The organism is Vagococcus teuberi (genome assembly GCF_001870205.1).
Taxonomy (GTDB): Bacteria; Bacillota; Bacilli; order Lactobacillales; family Vagococcaceae; genus Vagococcus; species Vagococcus teuberi.
In genome coordinates, this window is sequence record NZ_CP017267.1 from 1,904,978 (window position 1) to 1,925,549 (window position 20,572).

Genomic DNA, 20,572 nt, shown 5'->3' on the forward strand with positions numbered 1-20,572 from the left:
GTTGAACATATCTTGATATGGTCGTTCTATTTTTGTTTTCCTATAAAATAAAGGCATATGGACAATATTTCATCGCCTTCAACATTCAAAACATAAAGGTTTCTGCAACTAACCATTCTAGCGTAAAAAAACTTATTTGTCAACATTTTCCAATAAAAAAAAAGCTAGAATATCACTCGAAAGTGATAATGTCCTAAGTAGGTCGAAAGACAAAATGTCCCAAAATGATAGAATAACTTTATGAAAAGGATAAACCTAACAATGAATGAAACCAAAAAGTATCAAGTTATTAAAGCTGTTGCTGAAAATAAAAAACAAAAAAAGAGAGCTAGTGTTGAACTTAATTTATCTATACGACAAATTAACCGTTTAGTGAAATCATACAGGGAAAATGGTAAATCAGCATTTGTCCATAAAAATCGAGGGAGAAAAAATAAGCACTCTGTGCCTGAAAAAATAAAACAACAAATAATCACTAGTTATCAATCGTTTAGTATTAAACCGAATATTAAGCATTTTACTGAAATACTAAAAAACGACCATCATATCTGCTATACAGATACTACAATTAGAAGTATCCTATACAAAGCAAAAATACTTTCACCAAAGGCTCAAAAAAAGACAAAAAGAAGACTCAAACAATTAATAAAGCAAGAAAGTCAACAAACCAAACAATCAGAGAACCTATTGGTTCCAAGAGCTGAAGACTACCTAGAACTCCCTGAAAAGACCCATCCTAGTCGACCTAGAAAAAAATACAAAGGAGAATTAATTCAATTAGATGCTAGTTCATATAATTGGTTTGGAAATCAAATAACTCATCTTCATTTAGCTATTGATGACGCATCAGGTAATATTGTTGGCGCTTATTTCGACCAACAGGAAACGCTCAATGGTTATTACCATGTTCTTCATCAAATTCTGACAAAACAAGGGATTCCTGTCACTTTTCTAACAGATAAACGAACCGTCTTTGAGTACAACAGAAAATCAACGAAAGCTGTAGAAGAAGATACGTTCACGCAGTTTGGGTTTGCTTGTCATCAATTAGGTATTGACATAAAAACATCCTCTATTCCTCAAGCGAAAGGTCGTGTAGAACGTTTAAATGGGACAGTGCAATCAAGATTGCCTGTTGATCTTGAGATAGCAAACATACATTCTATAGAGGAGGCTAATCAATTTCTATCTGTATGGATTCGAAAGTTTAATCGACAATTTGGTCACAAAACTGCAGAAAGTGTTTATGAAACTTCTCCTACAACAGCTGAAATTAATTTATTACTAGCTACTGTCTCTCATCGTATAGTCGATAATGGCCATCATATTAAGTATCAAAATAAATTTTATCTTCCAACGGAAGGTGGTAGCGACAAATATTTTACAAGGAAAACGAAAGCATTAATTATAAAAGCTTTTAACGGAGAGATTTATGTTAATATAGCAGAAAAAATTTATCTTACTAGACGATTAAAAACCCACGAGACCTATTCAAAAGAGTTTGATGGGGTTTCTTCAGATATAAAAAAAGAAAGACGCAAGTACATTCCACCACAGTCACATCCGTGGAAACTTGAGTCTTTCAAAAGGTATCTTCAAAGTATTGACCGTACTATCGAAGAATATGAGGCTGAAAAAACAGCCTGAAACAAAAAGTACCCTATTTTACCAATAATGGTCACATTAGTGCAAATTTTACGCAGTAAAGATTGCGCTAATGTGATCCCTCATTTTGGGACATTTTTATTTTCGATTGACACATTTTCCAATAAAAAAAAAGCTAGAATCTCTTCTAGCTCATCCCCCATAAAACAATCCCTCATAACAAACTTACCCGTAACTATTTTTCCCCTACAAAAAATAGTTACATGAGTCAATTAATCAAGACTGGCGTTCCCTGCTTACCTAATCCTATTCCCCTAGATAAGTCATTAGATAAACAACTAAATGTTCTTTTCTTTTCATTATATCGGAACCTGTTGTTCATATGCCCTTACTCATACTAAAACAGTGTGTTAAACACGCGTTCTGACTTATAGACACAAAACGAAGTATAAGTCTCATAACAAACCATCTCTAAACGGAACTGCTATTTCATTATAATGATTTTCACTGATTTTTTTATCCCACTTTTTTCCTATCCATACGCAATACGTTCGTTAAATCTTTTTTTGAATAGCTTCCTATGTATTAAATCGTTCGGATTTAACGTTATATTTTATAACTTTTAAAAATGTAATATCCTTTTGAACTTGTAATTACCTCAACTTGTCCAAAGACTTCTTCCATTTTTTTCTTCGCGCTCGGTGCACCTTGTTTTTTCTGAATAACAATCGTTAAGGTACCATTTGGTTGTAAATGTTCTTTCGCGCCTTCTATAATTCTATGCACAATTTTTTTTCCTGCTCGTATTGGAGGGTTACTTACAACAGCTGAAAAATCTTGTTTTGTCACTGAATCATAGACACTTGATTCATACACTTCCGTATTTGTTATTCCATTTAATTCAGCGTTTTCTCTTGCTAATTCCATCGCACGCTCGTTTACATCAACCATATGCACATGGCGTTTAGTTGAATCTGCTAAAGATAAACCAATAGGACCATAACCACAGCCGACATCTAATATGTCCCCCTCTGGTAAATCATCATCTGAAAAAGCTTCTATTAAAACGCGTGAACCAAAATCCACTTTATCTCTTGAAAAAACATTGCTGTCGGTAATAAACTGATATGTTTTTCCTAATAATGGGTACGTCAACGTTTTCCTGTCATGAGCCGTTTCAGGTTTGTTTGTATAATAATGTGCTGTCATTTTTCACACTCTTTCTTTAATTGTGTCTACTATTAATTTTGCTAATAAATTATACCCATCCTCTGAAAAATGTAATCCATCAGATTGTAAATAACTTGTTGGGGTTTCAGAGGCAATCATTTCTCCCAATAAATCAATGTAGCTTATGTTAAATAATTTAGCAACTCGTTGGGCCGCATTATTGTATTGCATCAAATCAACTAATGGGCGTTCATTTCGATACATCATTTGATGAGCATAAGGTGGGCCAATCAACACGACCTTTTTTGCACCAATCTGTTCCACTAAGTAAGTTAAATTCTCTTCATATTGTAATAATGAAATACCTGAAAGTTTTTCAGCATCATTTGCCCCAAAGAAAATCGTCACAATATCTGGCTCATAAGACATGACATGATCTTGATAACGACTAATCGCACCCTTAGAGGTATCACCAGGAATTCCCGCATTTATAATCGTAACTTTTTTATTTAACAACTGTTCGATCTTTGTATTTAAAACAATGTCAATTTCACCATTTTTATAACCTGCAGTTATACTATCACCGAATAATATTATTTTTTTCATCTTTCAAACCTCATTTCATTATCTCAGCGTTTATCTATGATATAATCAGTTAGACTTTATAATATCATACCACGAAAAAAGGAGTTTTTAACGTGTTTGTATCACTACCAAATGAAAAAAAATGCAAGGAATCTTACGCTATTCAAACTCATCGCGTATTTCCTAATGATCTTAACTCATTCGGTGCCTTATTTGGAGGAAAACTAATGTCTTTAATCGATGACACAGCTTCTATTGCTGTTTCTCGCCACTGCCGTATTCCGACAATGACAGCATCAACTGATAGTTTAGATTTTTTACATCCTATCTATGAAAATGATGCTGTAACGGTTGAAGCATATGTTTCAGGTACTGGTAAAAAATCAATGGAAGTTTTTGTCAAAGTAACTGGCGAAAACTTAAAAACAGGACAACATTATTTAGCCGCAACCTGTTTTATGACATTTGTTGTCGTAAAAGTGGATGAGACATTTACAAGCGTTCCTGCAATCATACCTGAATCAGTCGAAGAGAAAATGATTCATAAAGGATACAAAAAGCGACGAGAAAATAGACTAAGAGAACTATCATTTAATAAAGAATTAGGTCAATATATCTCTCAACAATTACCTAATCTGATTGAAGATGATAAGTAGAGGAATCGACTCATGGATGAAAAAACAAATTTCTATCATTTAACTCGTGATGAGTGGCAAGGTTTTTATCGTAATGGTACTGCACCATTAACGGATGAAGAACTGCAACAAATTAAAAGTTACAACGATACTATTTCCTTACAAGACGTACAGGACATTTATATTCCACTGACTCATTTAATCAATATATATATGAAGGAATATGAATCACTGCATCTAAGTAAGGGGTTATTCATGCAGAAGTTTTTACCTCCTTCTCCATTTATCATTGGGGTTGCTGGTAGTGTGGCCGTTGGAAAAAGCACGACAGCTCGTTTACTGCAAATGATGCTCTCTCGTATTTTTAAACGACGTCATGTCCAACTCATCACAACGGATGGTTTTTTATATTCTACTGATGAATTAACCAAACGAGGTATTTTAAATAAAAAAGGATTCCCTGAAAGTTATGATATGGAAAAATTATTATCTTTTTTAAATGCTGTTAAAAACGGTGGAGATAATTTAAAAATTCCTACCTATTCTCATGAAGTTTATGACATTATTCCCGGGGAATTTGAAACAATTTCGCAACCTGATATCTTGATAGTTGAAGGGATTAACGTCCTACAACTTCCAGCGAACCAACACATTTATATCAGTGATTTCTTCGACTTTTCAGTCTATGTCGATGCTGATCCACAACTGATTGAAAGTTGGTATTTAAAACGCTTCGAAGATTTATTGGTTCTTGCAAAAAATGATAAAACTAATTATTATTATGAATATGCTAATGGTCCGCGTGAAGAAGCATTAGCGATGGCTCGTCGTGTGTGGAAAGATGTCAATCTAAAAAACCTCAATGAGTTCATTTTGCCAACTCGTAGCCGTGCAGATGTTATCTTGCACAAAGCACAAAATCACGAGATTGATGAAATTTATTTACGTAAGTTTTAATAATATTAATATATAGAAAGAAAAGGTGAAGTAAGTGACGAAAGTATCTGAACTTAAAGATATGGAAAAGATTATAGTGTTAGATTTTGGTAGCCAGTACAACCAGTTAATCACACGACGTATTCGTGAATTGGGCGTATTCTCAGAATTATTGAGCCACAAAATTACTGCTGAAGAAATCAAAGAAATTGCTCCTAAAGGAATTATTTTCTCTGGTGGACCAAACAGTGTGTATGATGATGGAAGTTTTAATATTGACCCAGAAATATTTGAATTAGGCATTCCTATTTTAGGTATTTGTTACGGTATGCAATTAATGACGCACAAATTAGGTGGCGTTGTTTCTGAAGCTGATAGCCGCGAATATGGTAAAGCTGTATTATCTCTAACAAACGAATCAACTTTATTTGATTCTCTACCGGAAGAACAACAAGTTTGGATGAGCCATGGTGACTTAGTTACTGAAGTGCCGGAAGGATTCACTGTTACAGCAACAAGTGAAAACTGTCCAATCTCTGCTATGGAAAATCATGCGAAAAAAATGTATGCTGTTCAATTCCATCCAGAAGTTCGTCATTCAATCAATGGTAATGATATGCTACGTCAGTTTGCTTTTGACATCTGTGGATGTAAAGGTGATTGGTCAATGGATAGCTTTATTGATATCGAAATCGCTAAAATCCGCGAACAAGTTGGAGACAAAAAAGTCTTACTTGCTTTATCAGGTGGGGTTGACTCAAGTGTCGTTGGGGTATTATTACAACGTGCGATTGGGGATCAATTAACTTGTATCTTCGTTGACCATGGTTTATTGCGTAAAGGTGAAGCTGACCAAGTTATGGAAAGTTTAGGTGGGAAATTTGGCTTAAACATCATTAAAGTGGACGCAAAAGATCGTTTCTTAGATAAACTAAAAGGTGTATCTGATCCTGAACAAAAACGTAAAATCATTGGTAATGAGTTTATCTACTTATTTGATGATGAAGCAGCCAAACTTGATGGTATTGAATTCTTAGCGCAAGGAACACTTTACACAGATGTTATCGAAAGTGGAACTGATACAGCTGAAGTGATCAAATCACATCATAACGTTGGTGGACTTCCTGAAGATATGGCGTTCAAATTAATTGAACCATTAAACACATTATTTAAAGACGAAGTTCGTGCGTTAGGTACTGAACTTGGCATGCCAGACTCAATAGTATGGCGTCAACCATTCCCAGGTCCTGGATTAGGTATCCGTGTCTTAGGCGAAATTACTGAAGAAAAATTAGAAATCGTGCGTGAAAGTGACGCTATCTTACGTGAAGAAATCGCAAACGCTGGTTTAGATCGTGACATTTGGCAATACTTTACTGTTTTACCAGGTATCCGTTCTGTTGGGGTTATGGGAGACGGTCGTACTTATGACTACACTATCGGTATTCGTGCGATTACATCAATCGACGGTATGACTGCTGACTTTGCTCGTATTGATTGGGACTTACTACAAAAAATCTCAGTTCGTATCGTAAATGAAGTCGATCACGTTAACCGTATCGTGTATGATATTACAAGTAAACCACCTGCAACTGTAGAGTGGGAATAAGAGAAAAGAGTCTAGAATCCTTTATTTATAAGGGGTCTAGGCTCTTTTTTTTATATTATGCAACCATTTTGCAACCAATAATCTTTTAATTCTGAACTAACTTAATTCCTTCTATTAATTCAATAGTTTCCATACCATCTATTCTATTATCTCTGTATTCAGGAGTTATAAACGAATCTTGCCAAAATGCAAATAATTCGTTATTCTCATTTCTTATTTCTACTACATTAGGGTACTTCTCTCTTTGATTAATCACGCCCGTATATTTATTGCGTCCCAATATGGCGTCACTAACAATGGATATTAAAATCTCATTTGATATATTTTCTATATTTATTTTTATATAAATACGGTTTCCTCCAATAGCGGATAGTTCTTTAGCTTCCTTTATAGAATTAGATAAAACAGGATAAATATCTTTATATTTTCGAAATTTTATTTTTTTCACTAGCATTTGAAACCAATATATAAAATAACTATATATCCTATTTTTATGGTCACTGAAGATAACTTTTTTTTCTATGTAAATCATCTCTCTAGCTAGATAAATTACAGGAATATTTAATACCCATACCAAAGGCTCTATTCCAAAGGAAATCCAAAAATCTAACGAAAAAATATCTTTCACATTTTTAAAAAATTGATCTAGTGACGTGTATATCATAAATAAACCTATACCTATCAAGAAAAAATTAAAAAACTTAGAGACAATTTTCGTATCTTCCTTTTGATTTGCGACTGCTATAAATATAGAAAGAAACGTTACAACAAATACTAATACCATTTCCCAAACAACGGGCAAAGTATACGTTGAATTTATAAAGAGAGGAATCGTTGCTAGACTGAACAGTTCAGTTTTTTTCTCATGAAATATTTCACTAAATTTCAATCTTTTTAAATACTCAACAATTGGAAATACTGAAAAAAGTAAAACAATTAAGTAGTCTTTTATATACCATAAAGAAATTTGCAAATCATCTTTATATACGAAATAATAAATTATAAAGATGTACAGTAAATTAATTGAAATTATTACCATAGCAATAGGATTTAATAAAAATTTTATCGTGTATTTAATAACATCTTTTAAAGAGTCCAGCAGATTGTTTTTTCTTCCAAATACTATAATAAGAAATAGTACAACTAAAAGCCAGTATAAAATTGCTTGTTCTCGAGTGCTCACTACTTACTCTCCTTTACTGCTATTTACAATAATTATACCATATGCTCATCTCATTTATTTAATCAGTTATCAATCGTCCCATATATTTCCCAAACAATTTGGACACTGATAATGAATATCTGTTTTTATAACATAATTTTTCACTTGAAATGATTTAATAATTTTTTTCAAAACTTTCTTATCTGAAAGATAGCACTTATCTATATAGATAATACTTTGATTATTTAGTTCATCAAAAATAACTCTTCCTCGAGGTACATTGATATAGTCATCTGTATCAAATTTAAAAATAAGCGAATCGAACAACTCCCAATGGTCGCTATTACTATCATATAACCCATTTAACATCCTTCCTTTTTTATAAGGTATATGATTTGCTATAATTTCACCATTACTACAAATAAAAAAAATTCCTATTCTATTCATTGCTCCACAACCTTCTGTGAGACTAATTATTCTAAACTCTTCAATTCATTCATTAGCTCCGTAGCAGTATCTTTTGTATAAGGCTTCCCAATCAATAGCCCATATACTTCAATATTCGGAAAGAATAAGGAACTATCTTTTTTATCGTTGAGTTCTTCAATATATCCAAGGCGTTTTAAAATATAATAACCAATTGCTGAGCTTCGACTAATGCCTTGCTCACAATGGAGAACAAAATTTTTGTTGGCATATTGATCTATAAATTCATCTATAATTACTTTGTCTTTTTCAGTTAATCGATTACTACCTTCTGGCGTGCTTCGGTCTATTTCATCAGCAAACGTCCATTCATCATAAAAAGCTAAAGATAAGGTATCTAAATATCGTTTAGAGGCAGTGTCTTTCACTGGTGGTCTATCGCCAATTCTAATGGCAACAACTTGCTCTTTTGAAATTGGGGGTATCCACTCCAAAAATTTTTTTCGGCTCATGATGGTAACTTTATCCATTGAAAACCACTCCTTTACTTTCGTTTAATATACTGATTAGTAATAAGTTTTCTAGTCACATTAGCTTTTGGAATATCAATTATATTTGTTAGTTTTCTCGCTACTTCTTTATTAGCATTCTCATACAAGTGTCCATATGTTCCCAAAGTTGTTTGTATATCCTCGTGACCTAACCTATCTCGAACAACTAGTGCATTTTCACCCAAATTAACAAGGAAGTATGAGAATATCTTAGTGCATAGGCTTTAATTCTATGAACACCTGCTAGCTTAGAATGACGTGTTATTACATGATAAGTAGCACTTTTATTTGTTGGCACTCAATTATATGGTAGCACCTACTTAGAAAGAATACTTTTAGTTTGAAGATTTTTCATTGTTTCAGTAATTCAATCAATATCTTTTTCCCACTCTAATACTTAAGCCTCTCCAAAACGTAATCGAGTCATAAATAACAACCAAATTAAAACAAAACTAAAATATTCATGGTAATCTGATAATCCAAATGTTGCAATAACTTTTTCAAACTTATCTTTTGTCGAAAAACCTACTTTTTTCGACTGTACACTAAATCGTGTTGGTAGAGTAAATTCTATCAATGTGATTTTTTGTTTTAGGCATAGAAAAAAGGGCGTTTTTATTGGTAAAATTAAGTCGTCTATAACTAACATTACAAAGGAGAATACCCCTATGGATAATAATACAAGAAAACTACTCAATTTAACAGATGATTCTCTTATTTTTAATGAATATTGGTTGTCTCGCGAAGCAAGAAACAACCGCTCAGTTAACATGAAGACAGGAAGATTAGTGAATAAAGATAAAGAATGCAAGATTTATGAATTGTATCAACCCGTTAAAAACGGAATGTATCAAACCATTAGTCAATTGCCTGAAATTGAACGTCGTCCAACTTATCTGAAACTTCACAGAGAACGTTACCCTTGTAGAAACTGTGGCTCAACTTTCAGTGCTTCTACTTCTCTAGTAGATGACTATTGTAAAATTTCTAAACAACTTAAATACCAAATTGCTTTTGACTTAAAGGAGAATCGATCACGTTAAAAAAATCGCAGAATACCACAGTGTCTCTGAAAATACTGTTAAACGTGTGTTAGTGTCATTTACGAATAATCAGCAACCGAATTTTAACTTATTGCCTATGGATCTTTGTGTAGATGAGTTACTTTCTTATAGCTCTCTATTAAAAAAACGTATCTTTTTATCCAATAATTGAATCATGATTATAGAACTAACGATTATGTCTTATTTTTATAGTGATGTTCACAAATACCTATTGAATTACCAAAGTATTGTAGAGATAAATTCAAAATATTTGGTAAGTTCTCCCAAGGGGTCATGAATACCTTTGAATACTCTTATTCCAATAGTTTCTTAGAAGGCATTAACAATAAAATTAAAGTGATTAAACGTATGGCCTATGGTTATCGAAACTTTCTACTATTCAAACTATGTATCTTTTTGATTCAAGATCAAGTTTTTCAGGTTAAATAAAAACAACAAAAAAACCCCTCTGAAATCAACGTTTTATTGTCTTAATTTCAGAGAGTTTTTTTATTAGTCGTGCTTTTTAAAAGTAGCACCTACTTATCTGATATTGTATTTTTTATCGGACACTCCGCTGAAGAACAATCACATGTTTTTTCTTTTTTTATACCATACTTATATACAACCCTAGCTACTCCTAAAAATATAATTCCAGCTAAAATAATTGTACCCATACTACCACTCCTATAATATACTGATACCTTCTACGCCAACCAATTTTTCTTTTTTAGGTTTCTTAGTTAGTAATACCATCATACCTATAACCAAAATACATGCTACTATCTGTCCAACACCAAATGTACCTCCTTCAAATAGAAAGTGACCAAATTGATAAACTACTAAACTGACAACATAAGCTAGTATACATTGATAACTTATTGCAAGAGTTGTCCATCTCCAATCATTCATTTCTCGACGTATGGCCCCAATCGCAGCAAAACATGGCGCACATAATAGATTAAATAATAAAAACGAATACCCTGCAACTGGTGTTAAACTAGCACTTAATAATGGCCAATATTCTTTTCCAGTTTCTGAGACTTCTTGCAAGTGACTATACAAAATACCAAACGTTCCTACTACATTTTCTTTAGCAATCAATCCTGTTATCGTTGCAACGGTTGTTCTCCAATTTCCCCATCCAAGTGGTACGAAAATAAATGAAATCATTTGACCTAAAGACGCTAAAATACTTTGATCCGTTTCTACCATTTGTCCTCTAAAGTTAAATGAAGATAAAAGCCAAATCATAACAGAACTCGCAAAAATAATCGTCCCTGCTTTTTTTACAAAAGATTTTGATCGCTCGATCATTTGTCTAAAACTATTTTTAAATCTTGGCATGTGATAATCAGGCAATTCCATAATAAATGGTGCTGTATCTCCACTAAACAATGCTGTTTTCTTTAATATAATACCTGACAAAACAATAGAACCAATTCCCACAAAATAAGCTGATGGTGCAACCCAAGAGCTATGTGGAAAAAAAGCACCTGCAATAAGACCAATAATGGGTAATTTAGCTGAACACGGCATAAAAGTTGTGGTCATAATCGTCATACGGCGATCTTTCTCATTTTCTATTGTTCGACAAGCCATCACTCCTGGAACACCACAACCTGTTGAAATCAACATTGGAATGAATGATTTGCCAGATAAACCAAAGCGTCTAAAAAATCGGTCCATGACAAACGCAATACGTGACATGTATCCACAATCTTCTAGTAAAGATAAACATAAAAATAAGACCATCAACTGTGGCAAAAATCCTAATACCGCACCTACTCCTGCAATAATTCCATCAAGAACAAGGGATTGTAGCCAAGGGGCAATAACCAGCATCTCCATTAACTTGGTGACATTATCTGGAACAATTTCTCCAAATAATACATCATTTACCCAGTCGGTCCCGATAGTCCCAATGGTTTGAATGGATAGATAATAAACTAACCACATCACAAACGCAAAAATAGGTAAAGCTAGCCATCTATTCGTTACTATTTTGTCGATTCGATCACTCATACTTAGTTTGTAATCCATCTCTTTCACACAACACAAACCGACAACTTGACTAATATAATTATATCGTTCATTGATAATAATACTTTCACTATCGTCCCCAATAATTTCTTCTGTCATACTGATAATGTCTTCAATTTCTTTTTTCACGTTATCAGGCATGATGTTTCGTGAACAAACTGTTTGATCTCTTTCAAATAACTTGATACTGTACCATCTTTTTTGATGAATTGGTATACTCTCTGGTAACAATTCGCTAATTTCAGACAAAGCCACTTCTAAGCGATTATCATATAGAGGAAAATCGGGAATTCGTCCATAAACAAATAATTTATCTATTTCTACAAGGGCATCGGTTAACCCTTCTTTTCTGGCAACACTCATTTTTACTACAGGAACCCCTAAAGAGTATGACAATTTTTCTTCATTTAAACGAATCCCTTTTTTCTCAACGACATCCATCATATTTAATGATAGAATCATGGGAATGCCTAATTCTAACAATTGTGTCGTTAAATAAAGATTTCTTTCTAAGTTACTTGCATCAACGATATTTAACATACCTGAAGGGTTATCTTCCACCAGATAATCGCGTGCCACCACTTCTTCTGGTGTATAAGGTGATAAGGAATAAATGCCTGGTAAATCTTGTAACACGATATCTGTATTCTTTTTTAGTTTACCTTCTTTTTTTTCTACTGTCACACCTGGCCAGTTTCCGACTGATTGATTAGATCCTGTTAATTCATTGAATAAACTCGTTTTTCCACTATTAGGATTTCCGACCAAGGCCATTTGTTTTTTTGTCATAGCTACACCTCTTTAACTAAAATTAGTGATGCTTCTTGTTTTCTCAAGCTGAGTTCATATCCTCTAACGGTAATTTCAATCGGATCACCTAAAGGAGCATATTGTTTCACCTGAATAAGTACACCCTTTGTTAATCCCATATCCATCAACCGACGTTTTAGCGCTCCTTTTACAGTAAAATCAACCACTTGTGCATGTTTTCCAATACCAATTTCACCCAATGTTTTAAGATTGGTAGAATTTTTTTCTATATCTTCACTAACTTGGATAAATTCTGCAATAGTATCATCTATTCCTATTTTTGTCCCTTTAAATAGAACAATAAATGGTTGATTTTTTTTATTCGATAATAAAACTATCTCTGTTCCTGGTAACAACCCCAAATTTTTTAAATGTTTCGCATGAGATTCTTGACCATTAAATGCAACAAATTGATAGACTTTATTCATTTGACAATTCTTCAATTTTTTCATTTTTTCACCTACGTCTATTTTTCTCCACTAACCAGAAATGAAAACCATTCTCATTTAATAAACTAATCATACACTCGTCAGGAATGAGCGTCAATCTATATTGTGAAAAAAATCATTTATGTTTTTTTTAATAACAAGCATACAAAAAATCCTACAACATGACTACTTAAAGCAATCATGTCATAGGATAATAATGAGTTACTCAAACAAACTGGTACCATTTGTTTCAATCACTTTTTCATACCAATAATAACTATCTTTTTTATATCGTTTTAAGCTACCACCCTTTTCATCACGGTCAACATATACAAAACCATAACGTTTTTGATACCCATTTAACCAACTTAATAAATCTGTAAATGACCATGTACAGTACGCAATCACATCACAGCCTTCATCAATCGCTTTAATCACTTCTTTTACGTGTTCTTCTAAAAATGAAATACGATACGGATCATGAATGCTACCATCACTTTCCAATGTATCAAAAGCACCTAATCCATTTTCCGAAATAACAATTGGCAAATTATAGCGACTTGTAATTTCTTTACATGCATAACGTAACCCTTCAGGATCAATCGTCCAATCCCAATCTGTTGTAGCTAAATAAGGATTATTAGCTGTTTTATATACCCCAGGAATACCCGTTTGTTCATTGGTTCCTTTGACACCTGTTGTATTCATTTTCGCATATGGTGTTACACCATCTAAATCATTGTATTCACAAACTGTTGTCTGGTAATAATTAACACCCATAAAATCAATTAAAGAAGCAGCTTTTTTAAATAAGCTTTCATCTTCTTTTGTGACAGCTGGGGCAATGCCTTGTTTTTCTAGATAAGTCATAGCATTTTTAGGATAACGACCATACGCATAAACATCCATCCACCAAAAGTTTTTCAAATTATCAAAGTCAACTTTTGACATAGCGTTATCAGGATTACAATCTAGAGCATAACTGGGACTATAAGCAAAACTTGCCCCAATTTGCCCATCAGGAATAATGTCTTTGAACGCAATAACAGTTTTAGCATGTGCTAAAAAAGCATGGTGATTGACTTGGTAAAATGTTTTTTGATCATCAAATTTTCCTGGTGGATGCATCGCTGTTAACCACCCTAAAGATGTAAAAATATTTTGCTCGTTCATCGTAATCCAATAATTAACTTTTCCTTTAAACTGTTCAAATAAAAATGTTGAGTAGTTAACAAAATCATCGATAACTTGTGAACCTTCCCATCCACCATATTCATCAACTAGGGCTTGTGGAATATCCCAATGATACAAAGTAATCATTGGCTCAATGCCGTATTTTAAGCACTCGTCTACGATATTTTGATAAAATTCAAGCCCTTTTTTATTTACTTCGCCACGGCCTGTTGGAAATATTCTTGTCCAAGCAATAGAGAAACGATAGGTTTTTAATCCCATGTCAGCCATTAATTTAATGTCTTCTTTGTAGCGGTGGTAATGATCCACTGCAGTTTCACCAGTAGATCCCTCAAAAGTTTTTCCTGGAATTTTAACAAATTCGTCCCAGTTTGACACACCTTTTCCATCTTCTAAATGTGCCCCTTCGATTTGATAAGCTGCCGATGCGCTACCCCATAAAAAATCTTTTGGTACTTGATACTTTGTCATGTTTTCACCTCATTAAATTATTGTCAATATTTTATCTGATTCATTAACTGAACCAGTTTTATCTACGTTAACTTCTTTAAAATCATTTGAATTAGTAATTACTACAGGGGTTGTTGTATCATAGCCTTTTTCTTTGATTTTTTCTAAATCAAATTTAAGTAACACGTCACCTGTTTTCACTTTATCACCAACATGAACTTGTGGTGAAAAATGTTCGCCATTTAAGTTAACTGTTTCAAGTCCAACATGAATTAATATATCCAATCCTGTTGTTGATTTAAGCCCAATCGCATGCCCTGTTTCAAAAAAGACATCAATCGTCCCATCGCACGGTGCTACGACTTCTCCCTTTTCAGGAATAATGGCTATCCCTTGTCCTAATAGATTATCTGCAAATGTTTTATCATTTACTTTCGCTAATTCAATTGCTTCACCTTGTAAAGGGCTATAAACATCTTTAATTTGATTTAATGGTTCAACCGTTTCTTCTTCTACTTCTTCTTCATAAGAATCATCTTTAATGTCTTCAAAACCTAATAAATAAGTAGCGATAAACGAAACAGCGATAGTCACACTCATAGTAATTAGTGCGTAAAGAATTGATGCACTGTTTCCTTTTTCAATATATTGTGGGAACGTAATAATAGCTGGTGTAGCAATACCATAAGCTTTTAATTGGAACAATCCACCAATAATCCCACCAGTTGCTGCTCCAATACAAGCTCCTAGCATTGGACGTTTTAATCGAACGGTTATCCCATACAAAGCTGGCTCAGTAATCCCTGCAAGTAGCGCAGAAAAAGCTGAAGAACCGGCAACTTGTTTCAAATCTTTATTTTTAGATTTAATCGCAACGGCCAATGATGCCCCACCTTGCGCTAAGTTCGAACATAATTCAGCAATACACATAAAGGCTTCATAACCTGTTGTGGCAATCATGCTTAACTTAATTGGCGTAAAGACATGGTGCATTCCTACCATAACGATAAATGGGTAGACTCCTGCAACTAATCCTATTGCAATAAACCCTAGTTTATCATGGATAAAGTATATCACGTCTGATAAAACATTACCTATAATAGCCCCAATTGGTCCAACAATAACTAAAGCAATTGGTGCTGCAATCAGTAATACTAACATCGGTTTTAAAAAGTTTTTCGTAATAGCTGGTGTAATTTTATCCACGAATGGTTCAATATAAGATAATAACCACACTGTTAAAATAATTGGAATAACGGAATACGCATAGTTTGCATAAGTGACAGGAATAATATTAAAGAATTTAACAGTTTCACCAGCATCTTTTGCTGTATTCATCAAAGTAATAAAATTTGGATGCAACATAATAGCAGCTAGTGTTGCAGCATAATAAGGATTCGTTTTAAATTTAGATGCCGCTGACATACCAATTAAAATTGGCATGAAGAAAAACGCGCCATCTCCAATAACAGATAATAATTGGTAAGTCTGACTACCCTCACTTAACCAACCAAGCATTGGTAAAACAGTCAGAAGAACTTTGATCATCGCCGCACCAATCAATGCTGGAATAACTGGTGCCATACATCCAGAAATGACATCTAATATTTTAGAAAAAATACCTTCATCATTATTTGGCTTAGGTGCATCATCATTGCTATCAGTTTTAAAGTTTCCTAATTTAACAACTTCTTTATAAACAGCACCTACTTCATTTCCTATAATAATTTGATACTGTCCACCTTTTTTCATAATACCAAGAACGCCTTTTATACGTTCTACTTTCGCGTCATCGACAATCGATTCGTCTTTTAAAACAAATCTTAGACGTGTCATACAATGAACCACACTAACAACGTTTTTCTCACCACCTACTTCTTTTAAAATCTCTGAAGCTACTTTCTGATAATCCATTTTATCAACCTTCCTCACTTGTTATTTTCGCATTTTTTGTAATTTTTTCTATATGCAACAATAAATACAATTGTTCATCCGAATTTAAATGATAGTGATAGTTTTTAGATAAATAATTATCGATTTTAACCACACACTCATAACTTTCCACATACTTTTCTTTAAATAAATCAAACATATCGTCATTTTCACTCGTGTAAATTTGCTTATCAATAACCCGTTGTGCAAAGAATTTTAAATGTGTCACAAATCGATAGTAATAAATCGATTCTTCATTAAACTCAATCCGAAATGTAAACTTGATAATATTAATAATTTCTTGCATGAGTTTTGACATATCATTAATATCGACTAAATTATCTAATTGTCCGTTTATTAAATGTTGTGCGATATAGGCAGCTTCATCTTCTGAAAATGCCACATCGAACCGTTGATTAACTTCTTTAACACCTAGCATGCCCACTTCAAATTCATCTTTAAATAAGCGTTTGATATCCATCAGCAATGGATTAGCAACCTCAATCCCTTTATTAATACGTTCGATTGCACCATGAAGATGTTCTGTTAAAGAAACATAAATGATATCGTCTATTTTTTTGCCATATTCTTTTTCCATAACAAAAATAAGTCGCTCAGTTATTTCTAAATAATCTTCTGGTATATCTGAAAACACATTTTTAAAGCGATCAATAATCTTAGAATTAATATTTGAAAAGATTTTGTATCGATTACTTGGCTCGACTATTTGACCATTCTTTTTACCAAATGCTATGCCAACACCCATGACAACCACTTCATTCCCTGTATCATCTTGAGAAATGAAGGCATTATTATTTAGTATCTTGATAATTTTAATGACTATCACTTCCTTTCTGAAAAACAAAAAAGCAAAACCTCAAACAAGCCGTCATCTCTATTTAGAGAACACGCCTTCGTCTGAGGTTTTGCCTGCTTGACCAGTTACAATCCTTATTTGACTTCATCATACCATGTGTTTTTATTTGCTTCAACACATTTTTAATACTTTCATACAATATTCAAACATAACTAGCAACCAAAACATAATTAATTTTATTAGCTTCAGTAAATTAAACGTCCCTGATACGATTTGAACGTACGACACCCGTCTTAGGAGGACGGTGCTCTATCCAGCTGAGCTACAGGGACATCAAAGACATTATGATTTTCTCACTTTTATCAGTAAAAGTCTAGTCACAATATCTTGCGTATTAATTTCCACCATCCATCAATTTCTCTGCATATTCAAATACTTTAGAGCCATCCATCAATCCATAATCTGTCATATCTATATTTTTAACCGGAATATCTGAATTATTTAACGCTTGCTTGATATCATTTTTTAAATACCTAACTTGTGGGCCCAAAAGATAGACATCTGTTTGTTCATTTTGAATATCTTTTTCAACTTCTGACGCTGAGATGGCAACAATTTCTACATCTCTATCTTTCATATCCGCTGCGCGTCTCATACGATTCACTAATAAGTTAGTGCTCATTCCTGCTAAACAAACTAATACGATTCGTTTTTTCATGCCTTCCCCCTCATAAAAAAATTATTTCCACTTCGCTCCTTTGTTCTTTTGCTTTTTGGTGCGATTTTTTTTCTTTTTCTTTTTAGGCGTTTCTTGTTTATCACGAACAGTTTCTTCTTTAACAACTGTCGCTTTAACTTTTTCTTCTTTAACCGGCTTAAGCGTTTCTATTTCTTCCTCATCAGAACGTGAATCAGGTTTTTCTGTTAATAATTTTCCATGAGTAGCAAAATACTCTATTCCTGTTTTTCCCACTTCTTTATATAACTTGTTTAACTCTCGTTTCTCCCCATCATTGACTAAACTAATCACTGTTCCTATTTTTCCCATACGTCCCACTCGTCCAGCACGATGTATATAATCAGGAACTGTTTGAGCCAAATCATACTGAATAACGTATTCTAAGTCAGAAAAATCTAATCCTCTTGCACCTAAATCTGTTGTTAAGAGTAGCGGCACTTGTCCTGTTTCAAAATCATGAATAGCACGTTTTCTTTCTACTTGGTGCTGATCTGAAGCAAGAGTCTGGTGCTTAATACCTAAATAATTTAATCGCTCAGATACTGCCCCTAACTCACTCACTTGATTAAAAAAGACTAACCCTTTAAATCCCTCTACATGAGCCAATCGACGCAATACTTCAGAACGTTTTCTAACTGGAGTCATAATAAAGCCATGTTGAATGCTTCCTTTAGTATTATCTTCTTCTGTCACATCAATCACACGTAACGCTGTTCTAAATAACGTATCCATTCTTGGTAATATTTGTTCCCCTGTTGCTGATGTTGCAACAACTTGAGTATCAGCTTGAACACTTTTTATAATACCTTTTGTTGAGTTAAAATCAGCATCACTTAATAAATCATCTACCTCATCCAAGACTAATGTTTGGATTAAATGTGCTTTAATTTTTTTTAGTTTAATTAATTCAAGTACTCGACCTGGCGTCCCAACTAACACTTCGGGACGTTTTTTTAATCGTTCGATTTGTCGCTTAACATTTGCCCCGCCGATAATGGCTTGAACATTTAATTCTAGTCCTTTAGCCCATACTCTCGTGACGTCAGCTACTTGACTTGCTAATTCTTGTGATGGCAAAATAATTAAGAGTTGATTTCCATTTCCTTGAATCACTTTTTGTAGTAACGGCAACAAATAAGCCACCGTTTTTCCTGATCCTGTCGGAGAAATACCTAATACACTTTCATTTTCTAATAATAATGGATATAAGGTACTTTGAATTAATGTTGGTTCCCCGTAGCTCTGTTTATCCCATTCTTTTTGCCAAACTTCTGGCAATAATTCTAACATACTCATACGTTTACCCTCTAATTTCTTTTGCGTCTGCCGCAAATATAATATCTGATTCTTTTCTCATCGTTTCCATCAATCCATGAACATATTTGGCAAGTTGTACCCAATTTTGGTATATTTTTTGTTGTTTAATGCCCATTGGATTAACCATAATATTTGCAAATGCTCTTGCTTCTTCTAACATCACATCTTCAGATGGCTCTGTTCCAAAATTAATTTCTAACAAGTCATTATTTTCTCGTTTCTTTTGAATGATACTACCAATACTATTGACTGCATCCAAGCATAATGTACTATCGCTTAGATACACTTCTGATGGTAAAAAGCTATCCGCATTTTTTCCAACAGTCATCGTCACATCAAACGTATCATAACGGAAAATCATTGTTCCCAACCCATCAACACCTGTAGGTAATTTTTGGTTAAAATAGTAGACAGAGTTTGGCTTACCAAACCAAGCTACTGCTGTATAAACTAAGTATACGCCTAAATCCATTAAGGCTCCACCCGAGTATTTAGCAGAAAAAATATTGGGTTCTTCTCCTCGTAAAAGAGCATCATAACGTGATGAATACTTCATAAACGTTAAATTAGCCCCCAGTATATCTTCTCTATTTTTCAAAAATGAAGCAACTCGTTGAAAATTATCTTCATGTATGTGTCTTGCCGCTTCAAAAAAGAACACTTCTTTTTCTTCAGCCAAATCAATTAATTCTTCTAATTCTTCTAACGTCGAGACTGCTGGCTTTTCAACAATGACATGTTTACCATGTGTCATCAGTAATCTTGCTTGCTCGTAGTGTAAACTATTAGGAGATGCTATATATACTACATCAATGTCTTCTGACTCACTTAACCCTGATAACTCAGTCATAATATGAATAGTCTCTGGATGTTCGTATTTACTAGCAAATTTTTCTGCTTTTCCCTTAGTGCGTGAGTATACTGCACTAAGTTCATACTCTTCACTTTTTATGGCTGCATTAACAAATGCATGGGTAATCCAATTCGTTCCAATAACACCTAGTTTCAACATGACGTATTCCCCTTTATTTTATTTTGTCGTGCGAATCGTTTTAAATCCTTATACTTCGTAGTCAAAAGTATATCATTTTTCCTTCATTTATGTCTGACTAAATTAAAA

The 20,572-nt window shown here is 33.5% G+C and carries 21 protein-coding genes, 1 tRNA gene and 1 pseudogene; 6 read left to right on the forward strand and 17 right to left on the reverse strand.

Annotated features, from left to right (window positions below):
* Nucleotides 1–261: 261 nt before the first annotated feature.
* On the forward strand, nt 262–1,647 hold the full coding sequence (locus BHY08_RS09140) for an ISNCY family transposase (RefSeq protein ID WP_071457568.1): 1,386 nt from the start codon (nt 262–264) through the stop codon (nt 1,645–1,647).
* A 564-nt stretch (nt 1,648–2,211) separates the two neighbouring features.
* Here the strand turns inward: BHY08_RS09140 and BHY08_RS09145 are convergent.
* Both BHY08_RS09145 and BHY08_RS09150 read right to left on the reverse strand, forming a co-directional pair.
* Nucleotides 2,212–2,814, reverse strand: a complete 603-nt coding sequence (locus tag BHY08_RS09145) for a class I SAM-dependent methyltransferase (RefSeq protein ID WP_071457569.1) — start codon at nt 2,812–2,814, stop codon at nt 2,212–2,214.
* Between the two features lie 3 nt (nt 2,815–2,817).
* Nucleotides 2,818–3,381, reverse strand: a complete 564-nt coding sequence (locus tag BHY08_RS09150) for an SGNH/GDSL hydrolase family protein (RefSeq protein ID WP_071457570.1) — start codon at nt 3,379–3,381, stop codon at nt 2,818–2,820.
* Between the two features lie 92 nt (nt 3,382–3,473).
* Between BHY08_RS09150 and BHY08_RS09155 the strand changes: the two genes are divergently transcribed.
* The 3 genes from BHY08_RS09155 to guaA all read left to right on the forward strand — a co-directional run bounded on the left by BHY08_RS09155 (nt 3,474) and on the right by guaA (nt 6,540).
* Nucleotides 3,474–4,016 (forward strand): acyl-CoA thioesterase, encoded by a 543-nt coding sequence (locus tag BHY08_RS09155; RefSeq protein WP_071457571.1) that lies wholly within the window; start codon nt 3,474–3,476, stop codon nt 4,014–4,016.
* A gap of 12 nt (nt 4,017–4,028) precedes the next feature.
* Entirely contained in the window at nt 4,029–4,952 is a 924-nt protein-coding gene (coaA, locus tag BHY08_RS09160; protein WP_071457572.1) for a type I pantothenate kinase, read from the forward strand.
* Between the two features lie 61 nt (nt 4,953–5,013).
* Complete coding sequence (gene guaA, locus BHY08_RS09165; protein ID WP_071457884.1) at nt 5,014–6,540, forward strand: glutamine-hydrolyzing GMP synthase; 1,527 nt, start codon at nt 5,014–5,016, stop codon at nt 6,538–6,540.
* Nucleotides 6,541–6,625: 85 nt separating this feature from the next.
* Here guaA and BHY08_RS09170 read toward each other — a convergent pair whose 3' ends face one another.
* The 5 genes and pseudogenes from BHY08_RS09170 to BHY08_RS11515 all read right to left on the reverse strand — a co-directional run bounded on the left by BHY08_RS09170 (nt 6,626) and on the right by BHY08_RS11515 (nt 9,328).
* Nucleotides 6,626–7,723 carry a hypothetical protein gene (locus BHY08_RS09170; protein WP_071457573.1) on the reverse strand — a complete coding sequence of 366 codons (1,098 nt, stop codon included), beginning with the start codon at nt 7,721–7,723 and terminating at the stop codon, nt 6,626–6,628.
* Nucleotides 7,724–7,792: 69 nt separating this feature from the next.
* On the reverse strand, nt 7,793–8,149 hold the full coding sequence (locus BHY08_RS09175) for a hypothetical protein (RefSeq protein ID WP_071457574.1): 357 nt from the start codon (nt 8,147–8,149) through the stop codon (nt 7,793–7,795).
* A 26-nt stretch (nt 8,150–8,175) separates the two neighbouring features.
* Nucleotides 8,176–8,658, reverse strand: a complete 483-nt coding sequence (locus BHY08_RS09180) for a protein-tyrosine phosphatase family protein (protein WP_010783935.1) — start codon at nt 8,656–8,658, stop codon at nt 8,176–8,178.
* A gap of 14 nt (nt 8,659–8,672) precedes the next feature.
* Nucleotides 8,673–8,977, reverse strand: a pseudogene (locus BHY08_RS11510) (site-specific integrase); the annotation flags it as partial.
* Nucleotides 8,978–9,076: 99 nt separating this feature from the next.
* Nucleotides 9,077–9,328 carry a hypothetical protein gene (locus BHY08_RS11515; protein WP_084657245.1) on the reverse strand — a complete coding sequence of 84 codons (252 nt, stop codon included), beginning with the start codon at nt 9,326–9,328 and terminating at the stop codon, nt 9,077–9,079.
* Nucleotides 9,329–9,347: 19 nt separating this feature from the next.
* Here BHY08_RS11515 and BHY08_RS09190 point away from each other — a divergent pair, with 19 nt between their 5' ends.
* The gene (locus BHY08_RS09190) at nt 9,348–9,722 is read left to right on the forward strand and encodes a transposase (RefSeq protein ID WP_071457575.1); all 375 of its coding nucleotides are present in this window, start codon (nt 9,348–9,350) and stop codon (nt 9,720–9,722) included.
* A gap of 225 nt (nt 9,723–9,947) precedes the next feature.
* Entirely contained in the window at nt 9,948–10,172 is a 225-nt protein-coding gene (locus BHY08_RS10830) for a transposase (RefSeq protein WP_276325600.1), read from the forward strand.
* Nucleotides 10,173–10,261: 89 nt separating this feature from the next.
* Here the strand turns inward: BHY08_RS10830 and BHY08_RS11045 are convergent, their stop codons facing one another.
* From BHY08_RS11045 to BHY08_RS09235, 10 genes are all read right to left on the reverse strand, one after another.
* Complete coding sequence (locus BHY08_RS11045; RefSeq protein WP_118251027.1) at nt 10,262–10,399, reverse strand: FeoB-associated Cys-rich membrane protein; 138 nt, start codon at nt 10,397–10,399, stop codon at nt 10,262–10,264.
* A gap of 10 nt (nt 10,400–10,409) precedes the next feature.
* Complete coding sequence (feoB, locus tag BHY08_RS09195; protein ID WP_071457576.1) at nt 10,410–12,554, reverse strand: ferrous iron transport protein B; 2,145 nt, start codon at nt 12,552–12,554, stop codon at nt 10,410–10,412.
* Nucleotides 12,555–12,556: 2 nt separating this feature from the next.
* On the reverse strand, nt 12,557–13,027 hold the full coding sequence (locus BHY08_RS09200; RefSeq protein WP_071457577.1) for a FeoA family protein: 471 nt from the start codon (nt 13,025–13,027) through the stop codon (nt 12,557–12,559).
* A gap of 198 nt (nt 13,028–13,225) precedes the next feature.
* On the reverse strand, nt 13,226–14,668 hold the full coding sequence (locus tag BHY08_RS09205) for a glycoside hydrolase family 1 protein (protein WP_071457578.1): 1,443 nt from the start codon (nt 14,666–14,668) through the stop codon (nt 13,226–13,228).
* A gap of 12 nt (nt 14,669–14,680) precedes the next feature.
* The gene (locus BHY08_RS09210; protein WP_071457579.1) at nt 14,681–16,561 is read right to left on the reverse strand and encodes a beta-glucoside-specific PTS transporter subunit IIABC; all 1,881 of its coding nucleotides are present in this window, start codon (nt 16,559–16,561) and stop codon (nt 14,681–14,683) included.
* Nucleotides 16,562–16,565: 4 nt separating this feature from the next.
* On the reverse strand, nt 16,566–17,444 hold the full coding sequence (gene licT, locus BHY08_RS09215) for a BglG family transcription antiterminator LicT (protein WP_211267903.1): 879 nt from the start codon (nt 17,442–17,444) through the stop codon (nt 16,566–16,568).
* A 210-nt stretch (nt 17,445–17,654) separates the two neighbouring features.
* A tRNA-Arg gene (locus BHY08_RS09220) sits at nt 17,655–17,728 on the reverse strand.
* Between the two features lie 62 nt (nt 17,729–17,790).
* On the reverse strand, nt 17,791–18,114 hold the full coding sequence (locus tag BHY08_RS09225; RefSeq protein WP_071457580.1) for a PTS sugar transporter subunit IIB: 324 nt from the start codon (nt 18,112–18,114) through the stop codon (nt 17,791–17,793).
* 21 nt (nt 18,115–18,135) lie between these two features.
* Entirely contained in the window at nt 18,136–19,431 is a 1,296-nt protein-coding gene (locus BHY08_RS09230; protein WP_071457581.1) for a DEAD/DEAH box helicase, read from the reverse strand.
* A gap of 4 nt (nt 19,432–19,435) precedes the next feature.
* The gene (locus BHY08_RS09235; RefSeq protein WP_071457582.1) at nt 19,436–20,464 is read right to left on the reverse strand and encodes a Gfo/Idh/MocA family protein; all 1,029 of its coding nucleotides are present in this window, start codon (nt 20,462–20,464) and stop codon (nt 19,436–19,438) included.
* Between the last annotated feature and the right edge of the window lie 108 nt (nt 20,465–20,572).